Origin of the sequence: Cryobacterium sp. Hz7, from assembly GCF_004402815.1 — a bacterium.
Classification (GTDB): domain Bacteria; phylum Actinomycetota; class Actinomycetes; order Actinomycetales; family Microbacteriaceae; genus Cryobacterium; species Cryobacterium sandaracinum.
Genome location: NZ_SOFB01000014.1, coordinates 1 through 19,047 on the forward strand (window position 1 = coordinate 1; position 19,047 = coordinate 19,047).

At 66.9% G+C, this 19,047-nt stretch carries 20 protein-coding genes and 1 pseudogene; 6 read left to right on the plus strand and 15 right to left on the minus strand.

Annotated elements, in window-relative coordinates:
- The 4 genes from E3N86_RS03260 to dapE all read right to left on the minus strand — a co-directional run.
- On the minus strand, positions 1-633 hold a 633-nt coding region (locus E3N86_RS03260; RefSeq protein WP_134511325.1), incomplete at its 3' end, for a DUF222 domain-containing protein.
- 430 nt (positions 634-1,063) lie between these two features.
- Entirely contained in the window at positions 1,064-1,240 is a 177-nt protein-coding gene (locus E3N86_RS03265) for a DUF3117 domain-containing protein (RefSeq protein ID WP_104099180.1), read from the minus strand.
- 63 nt (positions 1,241-1,303) lie between these two features.
- Positions 1,304-2,521, minus strand: a complete 1,218-nt coding sequence (locus tag E3N86_RS03270; protein ID WP_233191089.1) for a hypothetical protein — start codon at positions 2,519-2,521, stop codon at positions 1,304-1,306.
- A complete protein-coding gene (gene dapE, locus E3N86_RS03275) occupies positions 2,497-3,591 on the minus strand; it encodes a succinyl-diaminopimelate desuccinylase (protein WP_134511326.1) in 1,095 nt (364 codons plus the stop codon). The genes E3N86_RS03270 and dapE overlap by 25 nt, the downstream gene beginning before the upstream one ends.
- Positions 3,592-3,608: 17 nt before the next feature.
- Between dapE and dapD the strand changes: the two genes are divergently transcribed.
- Complete coding sequence (dapD, locus tag E3N86_RS03280) at positions 3,609-4,589, plus strand: 2,3,4,5-tetrahydropyridine-2,6-dicarboxylate N-succinyltransferase (protein WP_134400793.1); 981 nt, start codon at positions 3,609-3,611, stop codon at positions 4,587-4,589.
- 277 nt (positions 4,590-4,866) lie between these two features.
- Here dapD and E3N86_RS03285 read toward each other — a convergent pair whose 3' ends face one another.
- The 4 genes from E3N86_RS03285 to E3N86_RS03300 form a co-directional block, all read right to left on the minus strand.
- Entirely contained in the window at positions 4,867-6,147 is a 1,281-nt protein-coding gene (locus E3N86_RS03285) for a citrate synthase (RefSeq protein ID WP_369827911.1), read from the minus strand.
- 239 nt (positions 6,148-6,386) lie between these two features.
- The gene (gene dapC, locus E3N86_RS03290) at positions 6,387-7,490 is read right to left on the minus strand and encodes a succinyldiaminopimelate transaminase (protein WP_134511327.1); all 1,104 of its coding nucleotides are present in this window, start codon (positions 7,488-7,490) and stop codon (positions 6,387-6,389) included.
- Between the two features lie 7 nt (positions 7,491-7,497).
- Positions 7,498-7,815: a ferredoxin gene (fdxA, locus tag E3N86_RS03295; protein ID WP_104099174.1), complete on the minus strand. Its 318-nt coding sequence runs from the start codon at positions 7,813-7,815 to the stop codon at positions 7,498-7,500.
- 34 nt (positions 7,816-7,849) lie between these two features.
- On the minus strand, positions 7,850-8,842 hold the full coding sequence (locus E3N86_RS03300; RefSeq protein WP_104099173.1) for a PIG-L deacetylase family protein: 993 nt from the start codon (positions 8,840-8,842) through the stop codon (positions 7,850-7,852).
- Between the two features lie 139 nt (positions 8,843-8,981).
- Here E3N86_RS03300 and E3N86_RS03305 point away from each other — a divergent pair, with 139 nt between their 5' ends.
- The 5 genes and pseudogenes from E3N86_RS03305 (at position 8,982) to E3N86_RS03315 (ending at position 11,148) form a co-directional block, all read left to right on the plus strand.
- A complete protein-coding gene (locus E3N86_RS03305) occupies positions 8,982-9,380 on the plus strand; it encodes an FTR1 family protein (RefSeq protein WP_370295301.1) in 399 nt (132 codons plus the stop codon).
- A 61-nt stretch (positions 9,381-9,441) separates the two neighbouring features.
- Complete coding sequence (locus E3N86_RS17235; protein ID WP_241985927.1) at positions 9,442-9,741, plus strand: hypothetical protein; 300 nt, start codon at positions 9,442-9,444, stop codon at positions 9,739-9,741.
- Entirely contained in the window at positions 9,741-9,887 is a 147-nt protein-coding gene (locus E3N86_RS17240; RefSeq protein ID WP_241985928.1) for a hypothetical protein, read from the plus strand. The genes E3N86_RS17235 and E3N86_RS17240 overlap by 1 nt, the downstream gene beginning before the upstream one ends.
- Before the next feature lie 48 nt (positions 9,888-9,935).
- Complete coding sequence (locus E3N86_RS17245; RefSeq protein ID WP_241985929.1) at positions 9,936-10,163, plus strand: hypothetical protein; 228 nt, start codon at positions 9,936-9,938, stop codon at positions 10,161-10,163.
- Between the two features lie 239 nt (positions 10,164-10,402).
- A pseudogene (locus E3N86_RS03315) lies at positions 10,403-11,148 on the plus strand (Dyp-type peroxidase).
- A 139-nt stretch (positions 11,149-11,287) separates the two neighbouring features.
- On the opposite strand, the gene E3N86_RS03320 reads toward E3N86_RS03315, so the two are convergent.
- The 7 genes from E3N86_RS03320 to E3N86_RS03350 form a co-directional block, all read right to left on the minus strand.
- Positions 11,288-11,728, minus strand: coding sequence for a hypothetical protein (locus tag E3N86_RS03320; protein WP_134420487.1), 441 nt, complete (start codon positions 11,726-11,728; stop codon positions 11,288-11,290).
- A 134-nt stretch (positions 11,729-11,862) separates the two neighbouring features.
- Positions 11,863-13,773: a translational GTPase TypA gene (gene typA, locus E3N86_RS03325; RefSeq protein WP_134342334.1), complete on the minus strand. Its 1,911-nt coding sequence runs from the start codon at positions 13,771-13,773 to the stop codon at positions 11,863-11,865.
- Between the two features lie 168 nt (positions 13,774-13,941).
- Positions 13,942-14,655 (minus strand): ABC transporter substrate-binding protein, encoded by a 714-nt coding sequence (locus E3N86_RS03330; protein WP_134511329.1) that lies wholly within the window; start codon positions 14,653-14,655, stop codon positions 13,942-13,944.
- A gap of 330 nt (positions 14,656-14,985) precedes the next feature.
- Positions 14,986-15,276, minus strand: coding sequence for a hypothetical protein (locus E3N86_RS03335; protein WP_134511330.1), 291 nt, complete (start codon positions 15,274-15,276; stop codon positions 14,986-14,988).
- Positions 15,277-15,311: 35 nt separating this feature from the next.
- A complete protein-coding gene (locus E3N86_RS03340) occupies positions 15,312-17,060 on the minus strand; it encodes an ABC transporter ATP-binding protein (protein WP_134342331.1) in 1,749 nt (582 codons plus the stop codon).
- Entirely contained in the window at positions 17,057-18,004 is a 948-nt protein-coding gene (locus tag E3N86_RS03345) for an ABC transporter permease (RefSeq protein WP_104100880.1), read from the minus strand. Before E3N86_RS03345 ends, E3N86_RS03340 begins: the two co-directional genes overlap by 4 nt.
- Complete coding sequence (locus E3N86_RS03350) at positions 17,994-18,923, minus strand: ABC transporter permease (RefSeq protein ID WP_104100879.1); 930 nt, start codon at positions 18,921-18,923, stop codon at positions 17,994-17,996. Before E3N86_RS03350 ends, E3N86_RS03345 begins: the two co-directional genes overlap by 11 nt.
- Positions 18,924-19,047: the final 124 nt, after the last annotated feature.

A 19,047-nucleotide genomic window follows, 5' to 3' on the forward strand; every position in this document is an offset into this window, starting at 1 on the left:
CCCCTCCCCGGGCAGGCCGCGGGTGTCGTCGGTGACGGCGCCGGTCGCACTGGCCACCAGGGCACGTTCGGCAGTGCCGAGCTCGTCGGGCGCGACCCGGGCCGCGACCAGGTCGAGGGCCGTGACGATGTTCTCGGCCGCGTCCACGCCGAGGTCCCCGGCGGTGAGGGAATCGGCCACGGCCGGATAGTAGGGCGGCAACATGCTGGTGCCCGCCCGGCGCGGGGTCACGTTCTCGCCCAGGCGCACCCGCCGATTCGCCTCACGCGACGAGACGCGGGTCAGGCGAGTGACCAGGTCGATGCCGCTGCTAGCCCCGTTCTTATACGCCAGGGACTCATGGCCCAGGATACGCCGAGACCGCACCGAAATGTCAGCGGCGGAGGCAACCCTGGCCGCATCGACCCGACGGCCGGGGTCTTCAACCGCGCCCAGCACCATCATCGCGTCCGCCTCGCCCAGGAGGGAGAAAGACACCGAGTCGAGCACGGCTGCGGCCAGATCACGGGCCTGCTGCAGCTGCTGCACGAGGGGTGACTGTGCACGGGGTGCCTGCGCGAGGGGTGCCTGCGCGAGGGACGGCACCCCCTGCGGTGAGGCGGTGGAGTGGTGCGGAGTGGGGGCTCCAGCCATACCTATATCGTATACACGTTCTAAGTTGGAGTCAATAGCTGAGGGAATATAACTGTTGAGTTTCGTTTTCCTGTTCTAATTGATTCGGTGACAGGAGGAGGTGGCGGCGCGGGGCACGGATGGTGCGGCGCGGGTTTGCAGGCTGGACTGCCGGGTTTTGGCACGCTCAACCACCGGCGGCGAGCGCAGCCAGCCCGGGGCATCCGTCGTGACGTCAACTCGGAGAAATACGCGACACGCCGGAACTGATGGCGCCCAAACCGGCGTTTCCTAAGATTCTCAGCGTTTACGTGCCGACGGATGCGGGTGGCGGGCCCGGTGACGGGTACCTCCGACGGGCGGTGCGACGGCTGTCCGCGGGAAACCCATCCGCTCCAGGTCGGCAAAAAAGATCGGCCGCACAACCTGAGCTGCGCGGCCGATCCCGGAACTATACGGTCGGCTGGACTACACCGGCGAGGGCATCGTGAAGCTCTTTGGCTTCAGCGTCGTTCACAGAGACGACAAGTCGACCTCCACCTTCGAGCGGAACACGCACGATGATAAGGCGCCCCTCTTTTACAGCCTCCATTGGCCCGTCTCCGGTCCTTGGCTTCATGGCCGCCATGAACTCCCCTTCCATTCATTCGTCTGAACTTCTATTATCTGCCATTACGGGCTGAGACTGTAATTAGGGAGGTGTCCAGTCCGCTCCGTCGACCCCCCAGCACAGCAGGAGCCAGCCCCACTGTCCGGCGATGAACAGCAGCACGATGCCCACCCGGTAGACGGCGCTCCGCGGCTGCGCCACGGCACCCAACAACGGAAACATTGGCATCAGCAGGCGGAAGGTGCTCGACTGCGGGAAAAACACCGCTAGCAGGTAGAGGCCGTAGCTGGCGAGCCAGAACCGCAGGTCAGTGCCCAGTCGGCGCACCGCCGGCAGCAACAGGGTCAGGCCGAACGCCAGGATGAGCCCCGAGACAACGATGATGCCCAGCGGCATCCCGAGCCACCAGACACCGCCCTGGAACCAGGCGGTGAACGGAACGAGTTCCTGGTAGCCGATGTAGGCCGACCGCCAGGCCAGCTCGGTGTCGGTGTAGGCGGTGATCGACCCCGTGGCGATCCAGGCGATGGCCGGCCAGGCCAGGCCGGAAATGCCGCTGAACACGGCAACGGATGACGCCAGCAACCGTTCGCGCACCGAAAACGGGTCTTGTGTCCGGGCAAGCCAGCGGTGCAGGACGTGCAGCCCCAGGGCGAGCGCGAAGGCCAGGCCGCTGGGCCGGGTCAGCGCCATCACGGCGATCACCGGGAACAGCAGCACATACCGCCGCTCGAGCAGCAGGAGAAGTGCCAACGTGAGCAGGAAGAGGTACAGCGACTCGGCATAACCGAACTGCAGCACGGGCGACAGCGGGGCCACACAGAACAGCACCACCGCGAACAACGCCGTCCCGGAGGCCTGTACAGTGCGCATCAGCCGGTAGAACAGCAGGGCGGCGCCGAGGCTGGCGGCCAGGGACACGAATACGGCCACGGGTGCCCACGGCTGCCCGAGGAGCACCATCAGCAGGCGCACGACCACCGGGTAGCCGGGCATAAAGGCCCAGGCGTTCTCCGCGATCTCCCCGCCGGCGGTGAGCGGCAGTGTCGACGGGTAGCCCGCGACGGCGACGATGTTGTACCAGCGGGCGTCCCACATGTTCGCGAACTCCGCGTAGCCGGGTGACACGCCCGTCCACGGGTTGGCGCCCTGCACATTCGCAAGCAGTAGCACCAGGGTGGTCGTGACGAGCCGGGACGCGGCCCAGATCAGGGCGACCAGGGCCCACCACGGCGTGAGCCGGTAGCCGGCCTTCCAGCCGGACGACGCCACGGCTACCCGACGCTTGTGGTCAGCCACGCGCGAAGGCCGTCCTCGCAGTCCGTGATCTGCGCCAGGGCGACGCGTTCGTCGTCGGCGTGGGCCTTCAGCGGGTCGCCGGGGCCGTAGTTGACGGCGGGAATGCCCAGGGCGGAGAAGCGGGCGACATCCGTCCAGCCGTACTTGGGCTTGGCCTCGCCGCCGACCGCGGTCAGGAACTGCAGGGCCAGCGGGGCATCCAGGCCCGGCCGGGCACCCTCGGCCCGGTCGACGACGGTGATCTCGTAGCCCGCGAAGAGCTCCTCCAGGTGCACGATGGCCTCCGCCGAGGTGCGGCTGGGGGCGAACCGATAATTGATGTGCACCATGCACTCATCGGGGATGACGTTGCCGGCGATGCCGCCGCCGATGCCGACGGCGTTGAGGCCTTCGCGGTAGACGAGGCCTTCGACCTCGACCTGCCGCGGCTCGTAGGCCGCCAGGATGTCGATGACGGGCCCGATCTTGTGGATGGCATTGTCGCCGACCCAGCTGCGGGCGGAGTGGGCGCGCAGCCCGAAGGTGCGGATCTCCACGCGCACGTTTCCGTTGCAGCCACCCTCGATCTGGCTGTTTGTGGGCTCGCCGAGGATAGCGAAGTCCCCCGCGAAGAGGTCGGGCCGGTTGAGGGCGAGGCGGCCGAGACCGTTGAGGTCGTCGGAAACCTCCTCGTGGTCGTACCACATCCACGTTACGTCGACGCTGGACGCGGTCAGTTCGGCGGCCAGCTTCAGCTGCACGGCCACGCCGGCCTTCATGTCGACGGTGCCGCGGCCCCAGAGATAGTCGACGCCATCGATGGTCTCGAACCGGGTCGGCAGGTTGTCGTTCAGCGGGACTGTGTCGAGATGGCCGGCAATGATCACGCGCTGGGCCCGACCCAGGTCGGTGCGGGCGACGACGGTGTCGCCGTCGCGGAAGATGTCGAGGTGCGGGTACCCGGCCAGCGCGCGTTCCACCGCGTCTGCGATGGCGGCCTCGTTACCGGACACCGACTCGAGGTCGCAGAGCGCCCGGGTGAGCTCGATCGAGGTCGCGGACAGGTCCAGGTTCACGGTGTTTTGGGGCACTCTACTAACCTAGAGCCATGACCTCCGCCGTGCCCCCGACATCCGTTTCCCCCTCGAACGCGTGGGGCTACGGCCTCGCCACCGTCGCCGGCGACGGCACGGTGCTGGACACCTGGTTCCCCGAACCTCGGCTCGGAACCCTGCCGGCCGGGCGCGACCGCTGGATCGTGCCGTCTGAACTCGAGGAATTCGCCGGGGTGGACCCGAGGCGAATGGTGCGAATCGAGGCCGTGACGATCGAGATCGACCTCACCGCTGCGCCTGCCGGAACGTCGGATGCCTACCTGCGCCTGCACCTGCTGTCGCACCTGCTGGTGCGCCCGAACACCCTCAACCTCGACGGCATCTTCGGCCACCTGCCCGCCGTGGTCTGGACGAATGCCGGCCCGATGCTGCCCGCCGACTTCACCCGACTGCGGCCGGCCCTGCAGCGCCACGGCATCCAGACGACCGGAATCGACAAGTTCCCGCCGCTACTGAACTACGTCACGCCCGACCGGGTGCGGATCGCGGACGCGTCCCGGGTGCGTCTTGGGGCGTACCTCTCCCCCGGCACCACGGTGATGCACGAGGGTTTCGTCAACTTCAACGCCGGTACCCTCGGCACCTCGATGGTCGAGGGCAGGATCTCTCAGGGTGTCGTCGTGGGTGACGGCGCCGACATCGGCGGCGGTGCCTCCATCATGGGCACGCTCTCCGGCGGCGGTACCGAACGGGTGTCCATCGGCGAACGGGCCCTGCTCGGGGCCAATTCCGGGGTGGGCATCTCGATCGGCGCCGACAGCGTCGTCGAGGCGGGGCTCTATGTGACCGCCGGCACCAAGGTGCTGCTGCCGGGCCAGCCGCGCACTGCCGACGGCACGACGCCGTCGGTGAAGGCCGTCGAACTCTCCGGGGTCGCGAACCTGCTTTTCCGCCGCAACTCGGTCTCGGGCGCGGTCGAGGTGCTGGCGCGCACCGGCACCGGCATCGTGCTGAACGCCCAGCTGCACGCCTGACGCCGGGCGGCCGGTCCGACGCTCGAGCGTGACCGAAACAACCCGCACGGCGGCGCCTCCGCTGAGTACGCTGCCAGTCGCAAGAGAGTGGCGTGGGAACGACGCACCCGACCATCATCGCCGAGGCGCCGCCCGCCTACAGCCCCAGGTCCCTGACGAATTCGACGGAGATTCTGCTCGAAATCGCCCTAAACAGGCCGGAAACCGGCATTTTCGGCAGAATCTCCGTCGAATTGGTTCGATCCCGGCAGCGCGGGCGCGCGGTGCCTCGCGGCGGCTAGCGGCGCGGGAAATCGCGGGCCGGCGACCCGATGTAGAGCTGTTGCGGGCGACCGATCTTGGTCGTGGGGTCCTCGTTCATCTCGCGCCAGTGCGCCACCCAGCCGGGCAACCGGCCGATCGCGAAGAGTACCGTGAACATGCTGGTCGGGAAGCCCATCGCCTTGTAAATGACGCCGGTGTAGAAGTCCACGTTCGGATAGAGCTTGCGCTCCCGGAAGTAGTCGTCGTTGAGCGCGATGTGTTCGAGTTCCTTGGCGATGTCCAGCAGGTCGTCCTTGACGCCCAGTGCGGCGAGCACCTCGTCGGCGCTCTCCTTGACCAGGGTCGCCCGCGGGTCGTAGTTCTTGTACACCCGGTGGCCGAAGCCCATCAGGCGAACGCCCTGTTCTTTGTTCTTGACCCGTTCAACGAACTTCTCGACGCCTTCGCCGGATGCTTTGATCTCGCCCAGCATCTTGAGCACGGCCTCGTTGGCGCCGCCGTGCAGAGGCCCGGAAAGCGCGTTGATGCCCGCGGAGACCGACGCGAACAGGTTCGCCTCAGTGGAGCCGACCAGGCGAACGGTCGAGGTCGACGCGTTCTGCTCATGGTCCTCGTGCAGCATCAGCAGGCGCTCGAGGGCCTTACTGACGACCGGGTTCACCTCGTAGGGCTCGGCGAGTGTGCCGAAGATCAGCCGCAGGAAGTTGTCCACGTAGCCGAGCGAGTTGTCGGGATACAGGAATGCCTGGCCGATGCTCTTCTTGTAGGCGTACGCCGCCATCACGGGCAGCTTGGCGAGCAGGTGCACGGTGGCCAGCTCGACCTGCTCCGGGTCGTTGGGCTCGAGCGCATCCTGGTAGTACGCGGCCAGCGCCGAGGTGCCGGCGGAGAGCACAGCCATCGGGTGCGCGTTGTACGGCAGCACGTCGAAGAGGCGGCGCAGGTCTTCGTGCAGCAGGGTGTGCCGACGGATGCGCGTGTCGAAGGCCTCGAGTTCGCTCGCGCTAGGAAGGGAACCGTAAATCAACAGCCAGGCGGTCTCGAGGAAGTTGGAGTTCTGGGCGATCTGTTCGATCGGATAGCCCCGGTAGCGCAGGATGCCCTTCTCGCCGTCGATGAACGTGATCGCCGACCGCGTGGCCGCGGTATTCACAAACCCGGAGTCGAGGGTGATCAGACCCGATTTGCGGGTCAGCGTCGAGATATCGATGCCGGAGGCGCCGGCCGTGCCTCGCACGATCGGGAACTCGGCGGATCCGCCGGGGAACGACAGTGTTGCCTGCTTGGGTTCGATGGATGGCGTTCGCTCGGCGATGTCGCTCACGGCGGCTCCCTGGGTCTGACTGAGTGTCACTGGATATCACTACCTAACCGTCTGGTGGCTGACCGTCTGTGGCGATGGGCCACAGCACACCGGTGTGTCTGGAGACGTCAACGCGGATACAGCCTAATGGCCGCAACCGCCTACTGTTGCATCCACCAAGAATGTCCACTCTTCATTGGAGAGAGTTGACATTTCCCGACAGTGGGGCATTAGCCAGCGTGCAACCGAGTCACAGCCGCCGCGATGCGTTCGTCCGTGGCGGTGAGGGAGAAGCGCACGTGTCTCGGGTAGCCGTCGCCGTAGAACGGACCGGGTCCGGCGAGGATACCCCGCTCGGCGAGCCGCCCGATCGATTCCCAGGCGGGGCGCCCCTCGGTCGCCCAGAGGTAAAGCCCGGCCTCACTGCGGGTGATGCGGAAGCCCGCCGCCACCAGTGCGGGCAGCAGCACCTCGCGTCGCGTCTGGTAGCGCCGACGCTGCACGATGACGTGTTCGTCGTCGCCGAGCGCGGCCACCATGGCGGCTTGCAGCGGCGCGGGAAGCATGAGGCCGGCATGCTTGCGCACGGTCAGCACCCGGGCGAGCAGGTCCGCGCAGCCGGCCGCGAACGCGCCGCGGTAGCCGGCCATGTTCGACTGCTTGCTCAGGGAGTAGAGCGCGAGCACATCGTGCCGGTCCTGCCCGATGACGCGGGGGTCCAGGATGCTCGGGGTCGGCCGGGCATCCCACCCGTCGGTCCAGCCGAGCTCGGCGTAGCATTCGTCGGAGACGATCACCGCGCCGAGTTCCCGGGCGCGCGCGACGGCCGTGCGCAGCGCGTCGACCGAGAGAACCCGGCCATCCGGGTTGCCCGGGCTGTTCAGCCACACCAGCTTCGTCGTCTCGGGCCAGTCGGCGGGGTCGTCGGCGGCGAGGGCGTCCGCTCCGGCCATGGCCGCGCCGATGCTGTACGTCGGGTACGCGGCAAGCGGATGCACAATGGTGTCACCCTCGCCGAACCCGAGCATGAAGGGCAGCAGGGCCACTATCTCCTTCGACCCGATGGTCGGCAGAACGTTCTTCTCGGTGAGGCCGGTGACGCCGCGCCGGCGCTCGTACCAGTCGATGATCGCCCGCCGCAGCTCCGGCGTGCCGGCGGTCTGCGGGTAAGAGTGGGCGTCGGTGGCCTGGGCCAGCGCTCGGCGGATGACCTCGGGCGTCGGGTCCACCGGCGAACCGATCGACAGATCGACGATGCCGCCCGCATGGGCCCGGGCCCGGGCGGCGAAGGGGACCATCTGGTCCCACGGGTAGTCGGGGAGCGGCTTCAGCATGGCTGAATCAGACCTGGGGAGGCAGCACGGCAATGATGGGGTGGTCCTTATGGATCACGCCGACCTTGGCCGCCCCGCCGGGCGAGCCGATGTCGTCGAAGAACTCGACGTTGGCTTTGTAGTACTCGGCCCACTGCTCGGGCACATCGTCCTCGTAGTAGATGGCCTCGACCGGGCAGACCGGTTCGCAGGCACCGCAGTCGACGCACTCGTCGGGGTGGATGTAGAGCGAGCGGTCACCCTCGTAGATGCAGTCGACCGGGCACTCGTCGACGCAGGCGCGGTCCTTCACGTCGACGCACGGCAGAGCAATGACGTATGTCACGTTGGAGGGCTCCCTTCACAAGCGAATATCCAGTCTATGCCGAACGCGGACGGGCCGGGATTCGTGGCCAGGCCAGCACGATCGTGGCCACCAGGGTCGGCACGACGGTCCAGAGCAAACCCGGAATCCCCTCGGGGACCAGGACAGAGCCGCCGGTGCTGCGCAGAGACAGGATGAAGATCGTGCCGAGGAGGCCGATCGCGCAGGAAAAGACGACCAGGCGGTCCCCCAGCATCAGCCGGAGACCTGCCAGGAGCGTCATGATTCCGGCCAGGGCCAGGATCAGCCCGATCGGGATCGTCACGGGCCCGATTGGGAGGGTGGCCTGGTGCGCGATCGTGCCGAGCACGCCGAAGGCGGCCCCGGTCAGGAGGGCGACGACCGCGGCCAGGCCGCGGCTGAGCAGCCCGGGGGTCGCGTCCGGGTCGGGAGCGTGCGCCAGGGGCAGCCGCAGGAAGGTCTCGGTGCCACCGATCGTGACCGGGCGGTCCGCCGGGTCGGCCGGGTCGGCCGGGTCGGCTGCGGCCACCGACTCGACCGGCACGACGGTGTGGTCGGTGACGCTCCAGCGGCGCGCATACGCGGCGAGGGCGCGCAGCTTCTGGTCGACCTGGCCGCTCACATCGATCGCGACGAGCCGCTGGCCGACGGCATCCGTCACCTGGCGGTGCTCGAAGACCGGCACATTCAGGCTGTCGGCGGCCCCGGCGGCCGCCCGGCGGAGGGTGTCGTCGTCGGCGCCGATCACGACCGCGGTGGCGTGCACGTCCGCGAGCACGTCGGCGACGGCCTCGGCCAGTGACTGCGCCCCGGATGCCGCGGGCAGCATCCGCCAGTCGCTTACGTCGAGCGCCGCCATGGCTGCGCGCACGTCGGAGTCGTCCGCGGAGTGGGAGTCCGTGGAGCCGAACAGAACGACGACCTCGGCGTCGTCTGACCGCAGCCGGGCGATGGTTCCGCCGGTCAAAAGGGATTCCTGACCGGGCCGGTCGTGCACGAACACGACTCGTTCTGCGCTGCCGGACATGACCATTGCTGAGCTCCACGGAGTTGGGACGGGCGGACACCCACGCATGAATGATAGCTGGACACGATCGCAGAACCGAAGCTGGAGTCAGGATACTAAGGTTAGCCTCACCAAACTTCTCCCTCAAACCCAGGAAGCCTTGTGCTCGCGCAATTACCTGATCGGCCTCCGTGAAGGCCTCGAAGTCGCCCTCATCGTGACCATCCTCGTGGCCTACGTCGTGAAGGTCGGCCGCCGGGACGTGCTCCGGCGTATCCGGACCGGATGCAGCCTCACCGTGCTGCTGGCGCTCGGCATCGGCGCGCAGCTCACCAACGGCACCTACGGCCTGTCGTTCACGTCCCAGGAGGCCATCGGCGGCGTGCTGTCGATCGTGGCGACGGGCCTCGTGACCTGGATGGTGTTCTGGATGCTGGCGCGAGCCCGCAACCTGTCCGGCCAACTCCGGTGCAGCATCGACCGCCCCCGCCGGAAACCTCAGCTTCAGCATCACCAACTCGGGCGACCAGGTCGCGGAGTTCTACCTGCTCGCCGATGACGGCCTGCGCATCGACGGCGAGGCCGAGAACATCGGTCAGGGACTCACCCGCGACCTGGTCATGCAGCTGGCCGCCGGCGAATACGTCACCGCCTGCAAGCCCGGCATGACCGGTGACGGGATCGGCAAGGCCGGCTTCATCGTCACCGCCTCCGACCAGGTTGTCGCGGTCGACGACGACTTCGAGGCGCAGATCGAGACCGCCAACGTCAACGACGCCTCCTCTGTGCGCGACCAGGTGGCCCAGCTGGTCACCGGCACCGACTGGCACCAATCGAGAAGGACCTCTGGCCGGCCGACGCCGAGGCCGGTTTTCTCGCCTATCCGGCCGCGGAGCGCCGACGCCTCGCCGACCGCCTGATGCAGGACACCGCGACCCTGAACGAGGAAGTGCAGACCCTCTCCTGCACGCTGTCGCAGCAGACCAACGGCGCGATCGGCCTTCTCGACGAGGTCGCCACCGGCAAGGTCGCCACCGGCAAGGTCACCTTCGAGGAGGAGTTCTGATCGCACACCGACCTCTGGGATTTCCAGGCCAACGTCGACGGTGCCGCGGTGCTCTACGCCGGCGTGCGGGACATCCTGGTCGACAGGGATGCCGCCCGCGCCGATAGCCTCGACACCGAGTTCGCCGCGCTGCAGACACTGCTGGACGCCCAGCGCGTCGGCGACGGCTTCACCCCGTACACCGAGCTGAGCGAGGCCGAGATCAAGGCCCTCGCCGACCAGGTGGACGCCCTCGGCGAACCGCTCAACCAGCGGACCGCAACCCTGGTGTTCTAGGTGACCGGGCAACAGCAGTCGCGCGGCCTGTCACGTCGCGGGCTGCTCGGCCTCGGCGTTCGACGTTTCCGCGGGCACCATCAGGTCCGGGTTGGTCGACTGCTCCGCGACCGGACCGATGCCGCCGCCGCCATGGCTATGGGGTGTGACATCGGCGATTTCGGGGCCGTCAGCGGCCCTTACGACGCACCCCGGAGGACACCGGCGAGGCGCTCGGCCTGCCGGCCTCCGGGCTGACGATCACGTTCGGGTTCGGCCCGAGCCTGTTCGAGAGCATCGACGGCGCCGACCGTTTCGGCATCGGGAGTCGGAGCCCGGTCGAGCTGGTCGAATGCCGCACTTCCCCGGGGACAGGCTCGAGCCGGGACGGAGTGGCGGCGACCTCGGCATCCAGGCCTGCGTGGACGACCCGCAGGTGGCCGTGCACGCCAGCCGCAACCTCTCCCGCATCGCCTTCGGGCGCGCGGCGTTCCGCTGGTCTCAATTGGGGTTCGGACCCACTTCCTCGACGAGTACGGCGCAGGCCACGCCGCGCAACCACTTCGGTTTCAAGGACGGCACATCCATTATCACGGCAGAGGAGCCGGATGCCGCCGCCGACCATGTCTGGGTCGGCGGCGGAGACGGGCCCGCCTGGCTGGCCGGCGGCTCCTATCTGGTGGCCCGGCGCATCCGGATGACCATCGAGTCCTGGGACCGCACCATCCTGCGCGAGCAGGAGGCCGTGTTCGGCCGCAAGAAGGGCGAGGGTGCCCCGCTGTCGGGCGGCACGGAGTTCACCGCTCCGGACTTCGCCCTCACCGGCCGGACAGACCTGCCGCTGATCGGCGCGACAGCGCACGTGCGCCTGGCCCGGCACGACGCTCCGAACGAGTACATCCGCCACGTCGGGTCAGCCCTCTGCGCCGTCCCGCCCGGGGCCGCTTGGGGCCGCCCGCGGCTCCTACGCGGGTGCCGCCCTCTTCGCCTGATCCCCCGCGGCTGAGTGAGCCTGCCTTTCGGTCGGCCTGACCCGGTGCAGCAACTCCGGCCCGAACGAATTCGACGGAGATTTTGCCCGAACCGCGCCCAAACACGACAAAACAGTCGTTTTTCGAAAGAATCTCCGTCGAATTGGTTCTCAGCTAGGCGGCCGGGGACACCGTGTAGAGCACACCCTCGGGAGTGCCGGCGACGACCACCGACCAGGTCTCGTTCGTCAGGGCCGCGACGCCGGCATTGCCGACGTTCGCGGTGGCGGCGTTGTCGGCGCTGAAACCGGCAGCCTCGAGCATCGCCGTGGCGTCGGCCAGCGGGTCCGCGGCGCTGGTGGTGACGGTGACGACCCAGCCCCGGCCGGCGTCCGCGGTGTTCGCTGCCCCGAAACCGAGATCCCCGTCGATCACGGGGATCTCTTTCGGCCAGCCCTCGGGCAGCTGCCCGCCCAGGCTGACATCGCCTCCGGTTGCCCCGTTCACCGCGCCGTCGACCGCGGAGCCGACGGCCTCGCCGGAGCATCCGGACAGCAGGGCCACGCCCGCGACGGCCAAGGTGACGGCCAGCACACGTACTCGGTTCAACTGCATCAGGGATCCCATCCTTCGGTTCGATCGTTCACGTGCTTAAAAGCGCGAAACCGCAGGGGCAGCACTATGGAAAACCATAACCGCACCCCTACGGTTTCGCTCGTCGCGGCCGCTCAGCCGCACGGTGGCGACGGTTAGTTCGCGTCCTGCTTTTTCAGACGCGAGACGTTGCGCTGACGTGCCGAGGCGGCCAACTCGACCTTGCGGATGCGCACGACGGCCGGGGTGACCTCGACGCATTCGTCTTCACGGGCGAACTCGAGGCACTGCTCGAGCGTGAGCTGCTTGGACGGGGTCATCGACTCGAACGTGTCGGAGGTGGACTGACGCATATTGGTCAGTTTCTTCTCCTTGGTGATGTTCACGTCCATGTCGTCGGCGCGCGAGTTCTCGCCGATGACCATGCCCTCATAGACCTCTTCGGTCGGGTTGACAAAGAACGACATGCGCTCCTGCAGAGCGATGATCGCGAACGGCGTGACCACGCCGGACCGGTCGGCGACGATCGAGCCGTTGGTACGAGTGGTGATCGTGCCGGCCCAGGCCTCGTAGCCGTGGAAGATGGCGTTCGCGATACCGGTGCCGCGGGTGTCCGTGAGGAACTCGGTGCGGAATCCGATCAGGCCACGCGACGGAACGATGAATTCCATCCGGACCCAGCCGGTGCCGTGGTTCGCCATGTTCTCCATGCGTCCCTTGCGGGCGGCGAGCAGCTGGGTGATCGCGCCGAGGTACTCTTCCGGCGAGTCGATAGTGAGGTGCTCGTACGGCTCGTGAATTTTGCCGTCGACGCGCTTGACGACGACCTGCGGCTTGCCGACGGTGAGCTCGAAGCCTTCGCGTCGCATCTGCTCCACCAGGATGGCGAGGGCGAGTTCGCCTCGGCCCTGGACCTCCCAGGCATCCGGGCGTCCGATGTCGATAACGCGGAGCGAGACGTTGCCGACGAGCTCCTTGTCGAGACGGTCCTTGACCATGCGGGCGGTGAGCTTGTGGCCCTTGACCTTGCCGATGAGCGGCGAGGTGTTGGTGCCGATCGTCATCGAGATGGCCGGGTCGTCGACCGTGATGGTCGGCAGCGGGCGCGGGTCCTCCGGGTCGGCCAGGGTCTCACCGATGGTGATGTCGGCGAATCCGGCGACAGCGACGATGTCGCCGGGGCCGGCGCTCTCGGTTGGGTAGCGGTCGAGCGCCTTGGTGATCATGAGCTCGGTGACACGCACATTTGCGATGGTGCCGTCGTGCTTGATCCAGGCGACCGTCTGACCCTTCTTGATGGTGCCCTGGAAGATGCGCAACAGTGCGAGACGGCCGAGGAACGGCGAGGAGTCGAGGTTGGTTACCCAGGCCTGCAGCGGGTGCTGGTCGTCGTAGACCGGCGCCGGAATGTGCTCGAGGATCGCTGCGAAGAGCGGCTCGAGGTCTTCGTTGTCGGGCAGCTGGCCGTTCTCGGGACGGTTGAGGCTGGCGGACCCGTTACGGCCGGACGCGTAGACGACGGGCACGTTGAGAACCAGGTCGAGGTCGAGGTCGGGCACATCGTCGGCCATGTCGCTGGCGAGGCCGAGGAGCAGGTCCTGGCTTTCCTCGACGACCTCGTCGATGCGAGCATCGGGACGGTCAGTCTTGTTCACCAGGAGAATGACGGGCAGGTGGGCCTCGAGCGCCTTGCGCAGCACGAAGCGGGTCTGCGGCAGCGGACCCTCACTGGCGTCGACGAGAAGCACGACACCGTCGACCATGGAGAGGCCGCGCTCGACCTCACCGCCGAAGTCGGCGTGGCCGGGGGTGTCGATCACGTTGATGGTGATGGGGCCATCCTTGGCGTGGATGCCCTTGTAGGAGATCGCCGTGTTCTTGGCGAGGATGGTGATGCCTTTTTCGCGCTCGAGTTCGTTCGAGTCCATGGCGCGCTCTTCGGTGTGTGAGTGCTCGGCGAACGAGTTGGTCTGCTGGAGCATCGCGTCGACCAGCGTGGTCTTGCCGTGGTCAACGTGGGCTACGATCGCGACATTTCGGAGGTTATTGCGCGTGGCAATCGCCATGAAGTAAATCCTTACGAAGAATGGATGCCGCAAAGTACCGCATGCGACGAAGAATGGATGTGTGTGGTCAAAGTCCGACCCAACGGATAATCCTATCGCACTCTCCCCGTCCGGGGGCTGAGAGTCCCTCGGATCCCGACTCGGAGCACGAAAAACGGGGCGGAGGGCTCAAGTCCCCGTCCCGTCCTCCGTGCTGTGTTGCGGGTGTGTCCGCCACTGGGTGGCCCTGTGGTTGACGAGGCCGGACTTCACGGCGTACACGTTCGGCAGCGGCGCGATCGGGATGATGGGCACGTACGCGGCGAGGACCGTGTTGATCTCGTTGGCGATGACGATGCGCTTGTCGGCGTCGAGCTCCGTGTTGGCCACGTCGTAGCCGATTGCGTCGCCCACGTTGTCTTCATATCCCTTTTGACCCGGCATAAAGATGAAGCTGCCCTGGGTGGTGGCGTCGACGCCTACCGGCGTGTTGACCGACTCGGAGATGAGACCGCGGTTGACGGCGTGGCCGATGGCGCGCCGCAGTTCGACGTCCGCGAGCGGGCCCTTCGAGCCGTTCATGGTGACGTGGGTCCAGGTGAGGCCACCGGATGCCTGGATCTCGGCATCCGCGCGCTTCTCAGCCCTCTGGTCGGCATCGGCGTTCGACGAGATGTGGAGCAGGTCGGTTTCGGAGTTGCCGAACGACGTGGCTGCCGATGCGCCGCTGGCCGGCAGCACGCTCGTGAAGATCGACGCCCAGTCGGCGTTGATCGAGTCGAACGTGACCGTGAAATCGAATTCGGTTCCGGTGGATTCGATCGCGCTGATCTGGTCGAAGATGGCCGTGGAGGCTGGGGAATACTTCTCGTTGGTGCCGTTCATGGCCGTCCAGGTGGCCACGTAGTCCTTGTACGTGATCGGAGTGCGCTCTTCCCAGACCGCGGCCGGGTTGAGCTCGGATCAGACCAGGGTGCCGGGAACGGCGACGATCTGCGTACAACGATGCGAAACCATGAAGACTCCCCCATCGTTCCCCCCGCCGGGATACCGGGGGAAGGAACTGCTCTCGTGTGCTTGAGGGGAGAGCCTATGCCTGCGTGAAGCGACTCTGCCCCAGATGCCAGTCTGGGGCACTCTAAGACGGAAAATGTAACAGTTTTGAAACTTTGAGGGCACAATGCGCAAGAACACGATCTGTCCTGGAGCAAAGCTCAGGCGCAACCAGAAAATTCAGGCCAGCGACGACCACGCCAGCTGAACGGCCGGCCCGAGGACGAGCACGGCGCCGACCAGGAACGACCGTCGATGCCAGCGGCGCACCACTCGCTCCCCGGCGCGCTGCGGAGCCTCGTGCCGGTCCCAGAAGCCGCGGATGGCCCGGTGCGCGGACGACCCGGTGATCCGCCCGCTGGCCTCCCGCACCTGCCCGGCCGCCCGAGAGGTCTCCGGCGAAGTCGCCACCGACGACCGGACAGCGGACGGTGCACCCCAGCACACGAGGCGTTCGCCCGATCGGGTCACCACGACGACCTGGTGCCGAAGCACCCGGAACCCGGTCAGCGGCCAAACTGGAAGTTGCCACCGGGGATGGCCGCGAGCAGCTCCTGGGTGTAGGCCTCGCGAGGACTGTCGAAGACCTCGTCCGTGGACGCGGTCTCGACGATCTTGCCCTTCTGCATGACGCAGACGTTGTCGGCGACGAGCCGCACGACCGCGAGGTCATGCGTGATGAACAGGTAGGTCAGGCCCAGTTCAGTCTGCAGCTCGGTGAGCAGGTTGAGGATCTGTCCCTGCACGAGCACGTCGAGGGCGGAGACCGCCTCGTCGAGCACGAGCACGTCCGGCTTGAGCGCCAGGGCGCGCGCCACGGCGATGCGCTGGCGCTGCCCACCGGACAGTTCGCTCGGGTACCGGTACCGGGTGGCCCAGGGAAGGGAGACCTGGTCAAGCAACTCGCGCACGCGGGCCTGCCGCTCCGCGGCGTTGCCGATCTTGTGGGCCAGCAGGGGCTCCGCGATCGTGTTGCCCACGTTGTACTGCGGGTCCAGGGAACCGTACGGGTCCTGGAAGACCGGCTGAACGCGACGCCGGAACTTGAGCAGCGCCGCACCCTTGAGCCCGGCGACATCCTGGCCGTCGAATTCGATCTGCCCGCTGGTGATGCTCTCCAACTGCAGGATGAGCTTGGCCACCGTCGACTTGCCCGACCCGGATTCGCCGACGAGCGCCGTGGTGGTGCCCTTCTTGATGGCGAAGGAGACGTCGTTGACGGCCAGCAGCTCGTTGTACCTCAGACCCTTGGTGCGGATGCGGTACATCTTGGAGATGTTCTGCACCTTGATCAGGTCCTGCGTCGCCGCCGCCTGCTCCCGCTCGGCCGCACGGGCCACGAGGGTCGTGTCGAGCGATCCACCGGAGAAGATCTCCACGTCGTCCGCATCCTGGCTCTTGGCCGACTGGATGCGGCGCGACGCGAGGCTCGGAGCCGCGGCCACAAGGCGCTGGGTATAGGGATGCTGCGGGTTGGCGAGGATCTCCAGCGACGGCCCGGATTCGACGACCTTGCCCTTGTACATCACGACGAGCTGCTCGGCCCGCTCGGCCGCGAGGCCGAGGTCGTGGGTGATGAACAGCACCGAGGTGCCGTAGTCGCGGGTGAGGGTGCCGAGGTGGTCCAGGATCTGACGCTGCACCGTGACGTCGAGCGCCGAGGTGGGCTCGTCGGCGATCAGGAGCTTCGGCCGGGCGGACAGGCCGATGCCGATCAGAACACGCTGGCGCATGCCGCCGGAGAACTGGTGCGGGAACTGCTTGAGGCGGTCCTCCGCGTCGCTGAGGCCCGCCTCCTGCAGCACCTGGATGGTGCGCTGACGCGCCGCCTTGCCCTGAGCTACGTTGTTTGCCCTGATGGCCTCCTCAACCTGGAAGCCGATGTTCCAGACGGGGTTCAGGTTGCTCATCGGGTCCTGCGGCACGTAGCCGATCAGGCGACCGCGCACATCCTGCATCTGTTTGTCCGACAGCCCGGCGAGGTCGCGGCCCTCGAACAGGATCTGTCCGGCCGTAATCTTGCCGGTACCGGCGAGGAGCTTGATGATGGCCTGTGCGGTCGTGGTCTTGCCCGAGCCGGACTCCCCCACGATCGCCAGCGTCTGACCGGCATACAGGGTGAGGCTGACCCCCCGCACGGCGGGGACGAGGCCGTGCTGGGTCTGAAAACCGACCTCGAGGTCGCGGATCTGGAGCAGAGGCTCGGTGGAAACGACGGCGCTCTCGCCGATGGATTCGATGACGGTCTGGCTCATCGGCGGGCCCTCGCTTCGGGGTCGAGGGCGTCGCGCACGACGTCGCCCAGCATAAGGAACGCGAGAACGGTCACGGACAGTGCCGCCGCCGGGTAGAGCAGCACCTGCGGGTTGGTGCGGAGCGAACTCTTCGCCGCGTCGATGTCGTTACCCCAGGACATGATGCCCGGCGGGAGGCCGATGCCGAGGAACGACAGGGTGGCCTCGGCCACGATGAACGTGCCCAGCGAGACGGTGGCGATCACGATCACGGGGGCGATCGAGTTCGGCACGACGTGGCGCAGCAGAATCCGGAATTTGCTGACGCCCAGGGCGACGGACGCCGTGACGTAGTCCGAGTTGCGGGCGGAGAGTACCGCGCCGCGCATGATTCTCGCGATCTGCGGCCAGGCGAAAAGCGACAGCACGAGTGCGATGGTGACGGGGGTTCGCTCCGGCAGGACCGACATGAGCACGATCGCGCCCAGCACGGTGGGGACGGCGAAGAAGATGTCGCCGATGCGGGAGACGATTGAGTCGAGCACGCCGCCGTAGTAACCGGCGAGCGCGCCGACGATGATTCCCGTGAAGGTCACCAGGATCGTGGCGAGCAGGCCGACGGTGACCGAGGCCTGCGTGCCGAAGATGATTCGCGCGTAGATGTCGCAGCCCTGACGGGTGTAGCCGAGCGGATGTCCGTCTCCCGGACCAGCGTGGCTGTCGCCGAGGTCGCACTCGGTGGGCGACACCTGGGCGAACAGGCTCGGGAACAGGGCGACGATAACGATCAGGAGGATCAGGGCCGAAGAGATCCAGAAGGTGGGCCGCACGCGCATGGCGTCCCAGGCATCCGCCCAGGTGCTGCGGGCCTTCTGCGATTCATCGAGGCGGTCGACGACTTCGACCGGGGTTTCTTCGAGCGCGGCCACGTAGTGGGTCTGCGCGTTCGGGTTCTTATTTGGCATAACGAATCCTCGGGTCCAGAGCTGCGTAGAGGAGGTCGACGAGCAGGTTGGCCAGCACGAAGATCACGACCATCACCGCGATGAACGACACCACGGTGGGTCCTTCGCCGAGCTTGATCGCCTTATAGACGGTGCCGCCGACGCCGTTGATGTTGAAGATGCCCTCGGTGACGATGGCACCGACCATCAGTGAGCCGAGGTCGACGCCGAGGAAGGTGACGACCGGGACCAGGGAGTTGCGCAACACGTGCACGCCCACCACCCGGCGGCGGGAGAGCCCCTTTGCTGTGGCGGTTCGCACGAAATCCGCGCTGAGGTTGTCGGAGACACTGGCCCGGGTGAGCCGCACAATGTAGGCGAAGGACACGGAGGCCAGAACAAGGGCCGGCAGCAGCAGTTCACTCAGGGGAGCTTCGCTGCTCACCGTGGTGCGCGCCCAGCCGAGCTTCACCGCGAAGACGTATTGCAGCACGAAACCGATGACGAACGTGGGGACGCTGATCAGGAGGAGGCTGACCACGAGGGCGCTGGTGTCGAAGAGCTTGCCCTTGCGGAGCCCAGCGACGAGACCGACGAGGATGCCGAAGATGGCTTCTATGGCCAGCGCGAGCAGGGCCAGACGGGCGGTGATCGGGAAGGCCTTCGCCATCACGTCGCTGACCGGGCGGCCGGAGTAGGTGGTGCCAAGGTCACCCTGGAAGAAGTTGCCGATGTAGATGAAGTACTGCACGATGAATGGCTTGTCCAGGTTGTACTGGGCGCGGATCTGCTCGATCACTCCAGGAGCCGGGGGCCGATCGCCGTACAGGGCCGCGATGGGGTCTCCGGGAAGAGAGAACACCATGAAGTAGATCAGGAGTGTCGCACCGAAAAACACCGGGATCATCTGGAGCAGGCGTTTGCCGGTATACCAGATCATCAGGTCCCCAAGCCGGAACGTATGTACATGAAATTCTCAATCACTGGTTGAGTCTAGTCACGTGTGGGGTCCGGGGCTGTATGCCCCGAACCCCACACGTGTTATCTGTTTACTGCTGACGAGC

Bases quoted from the DNA above. Each gene is read 5' to 3' on its own strand.
- E3N86_RS03265 (WP_104099180.1), bottom strand. From the start codon at position 1,240: ATGGCGGCCATGAAGCCAAGGACCGGAGACGGGCCAATGGAGGCTGTA.
- dapD (WP_134400793.1), top strand. From the start codon at position 3,609: ATGACCTCCGCCGTGCCCCCGACATCCGTTTCCCCCTCGAACGCGTGG.
- dapC (WP_134511327.1), bottom strand. From the start codon at position 7,490: ATGCTGAAGCCGCTCCCCGACTACCCGTGGGACCAGATGGTCCCCTTC.
- E3N86_RS03300 (WP_104099173.1), bottom strand. From the start codon at position 8,842: ATGTCCGGCAGCGCAGAACGAGTCGTGTTCGTGCACGACCGGCCCGGT.
- E3N86_RS17235 (WP_241985927.1), top strand. From the start codon at position 9,442: ATGCAGCTGGCCGCCGGCGAATACGTCACCGCCTGCAAGCCCGGCATG.
- E3N86_RS17240 (WP_241985928.1), top strand. From the start codon at position 9,741: ATGCAGGACACCGCGACCCTGAACGAGGAAGTGCAGACCCTCTCCTGC.
- E3N86_RS03320 (WP_134420487.1), bottom strand. From the start codon at position 11,728: ATGCAGTTGAACCGAGTACGTGTGCTGGCCGTCACCTTGGCCGTCGCG.
- typA (WP_134342334.1), bottom strand. From the start codon at position 13,773: ATGGCGATTGCCACGCGCAATAACCTCCGAAATGTCGCGATCGTAGCC.
- E3N86_RS03340 (WP_134342331.1), bottom strand. From the start codon at position 17,060: ATGAGCCAGACCGTCATCGAATCCATCGGCGAGAGCGCCGTCGTTTCC.
- E3N86_RS03345 (WP_104100880.1), bottom strand. From the start codon at position 18,004: ATGCCAAATAAGAACCCGAACGCGCAGACCCACTACGTGGCCGCGCTC.
- E3N86_RS03350 (WP_104100879.1), bottom strand. From the start codon at position 18,923: ATGATCTGGTATACCGGCAAACGCCTGCTCCAGATGATCCCGGTGTTT.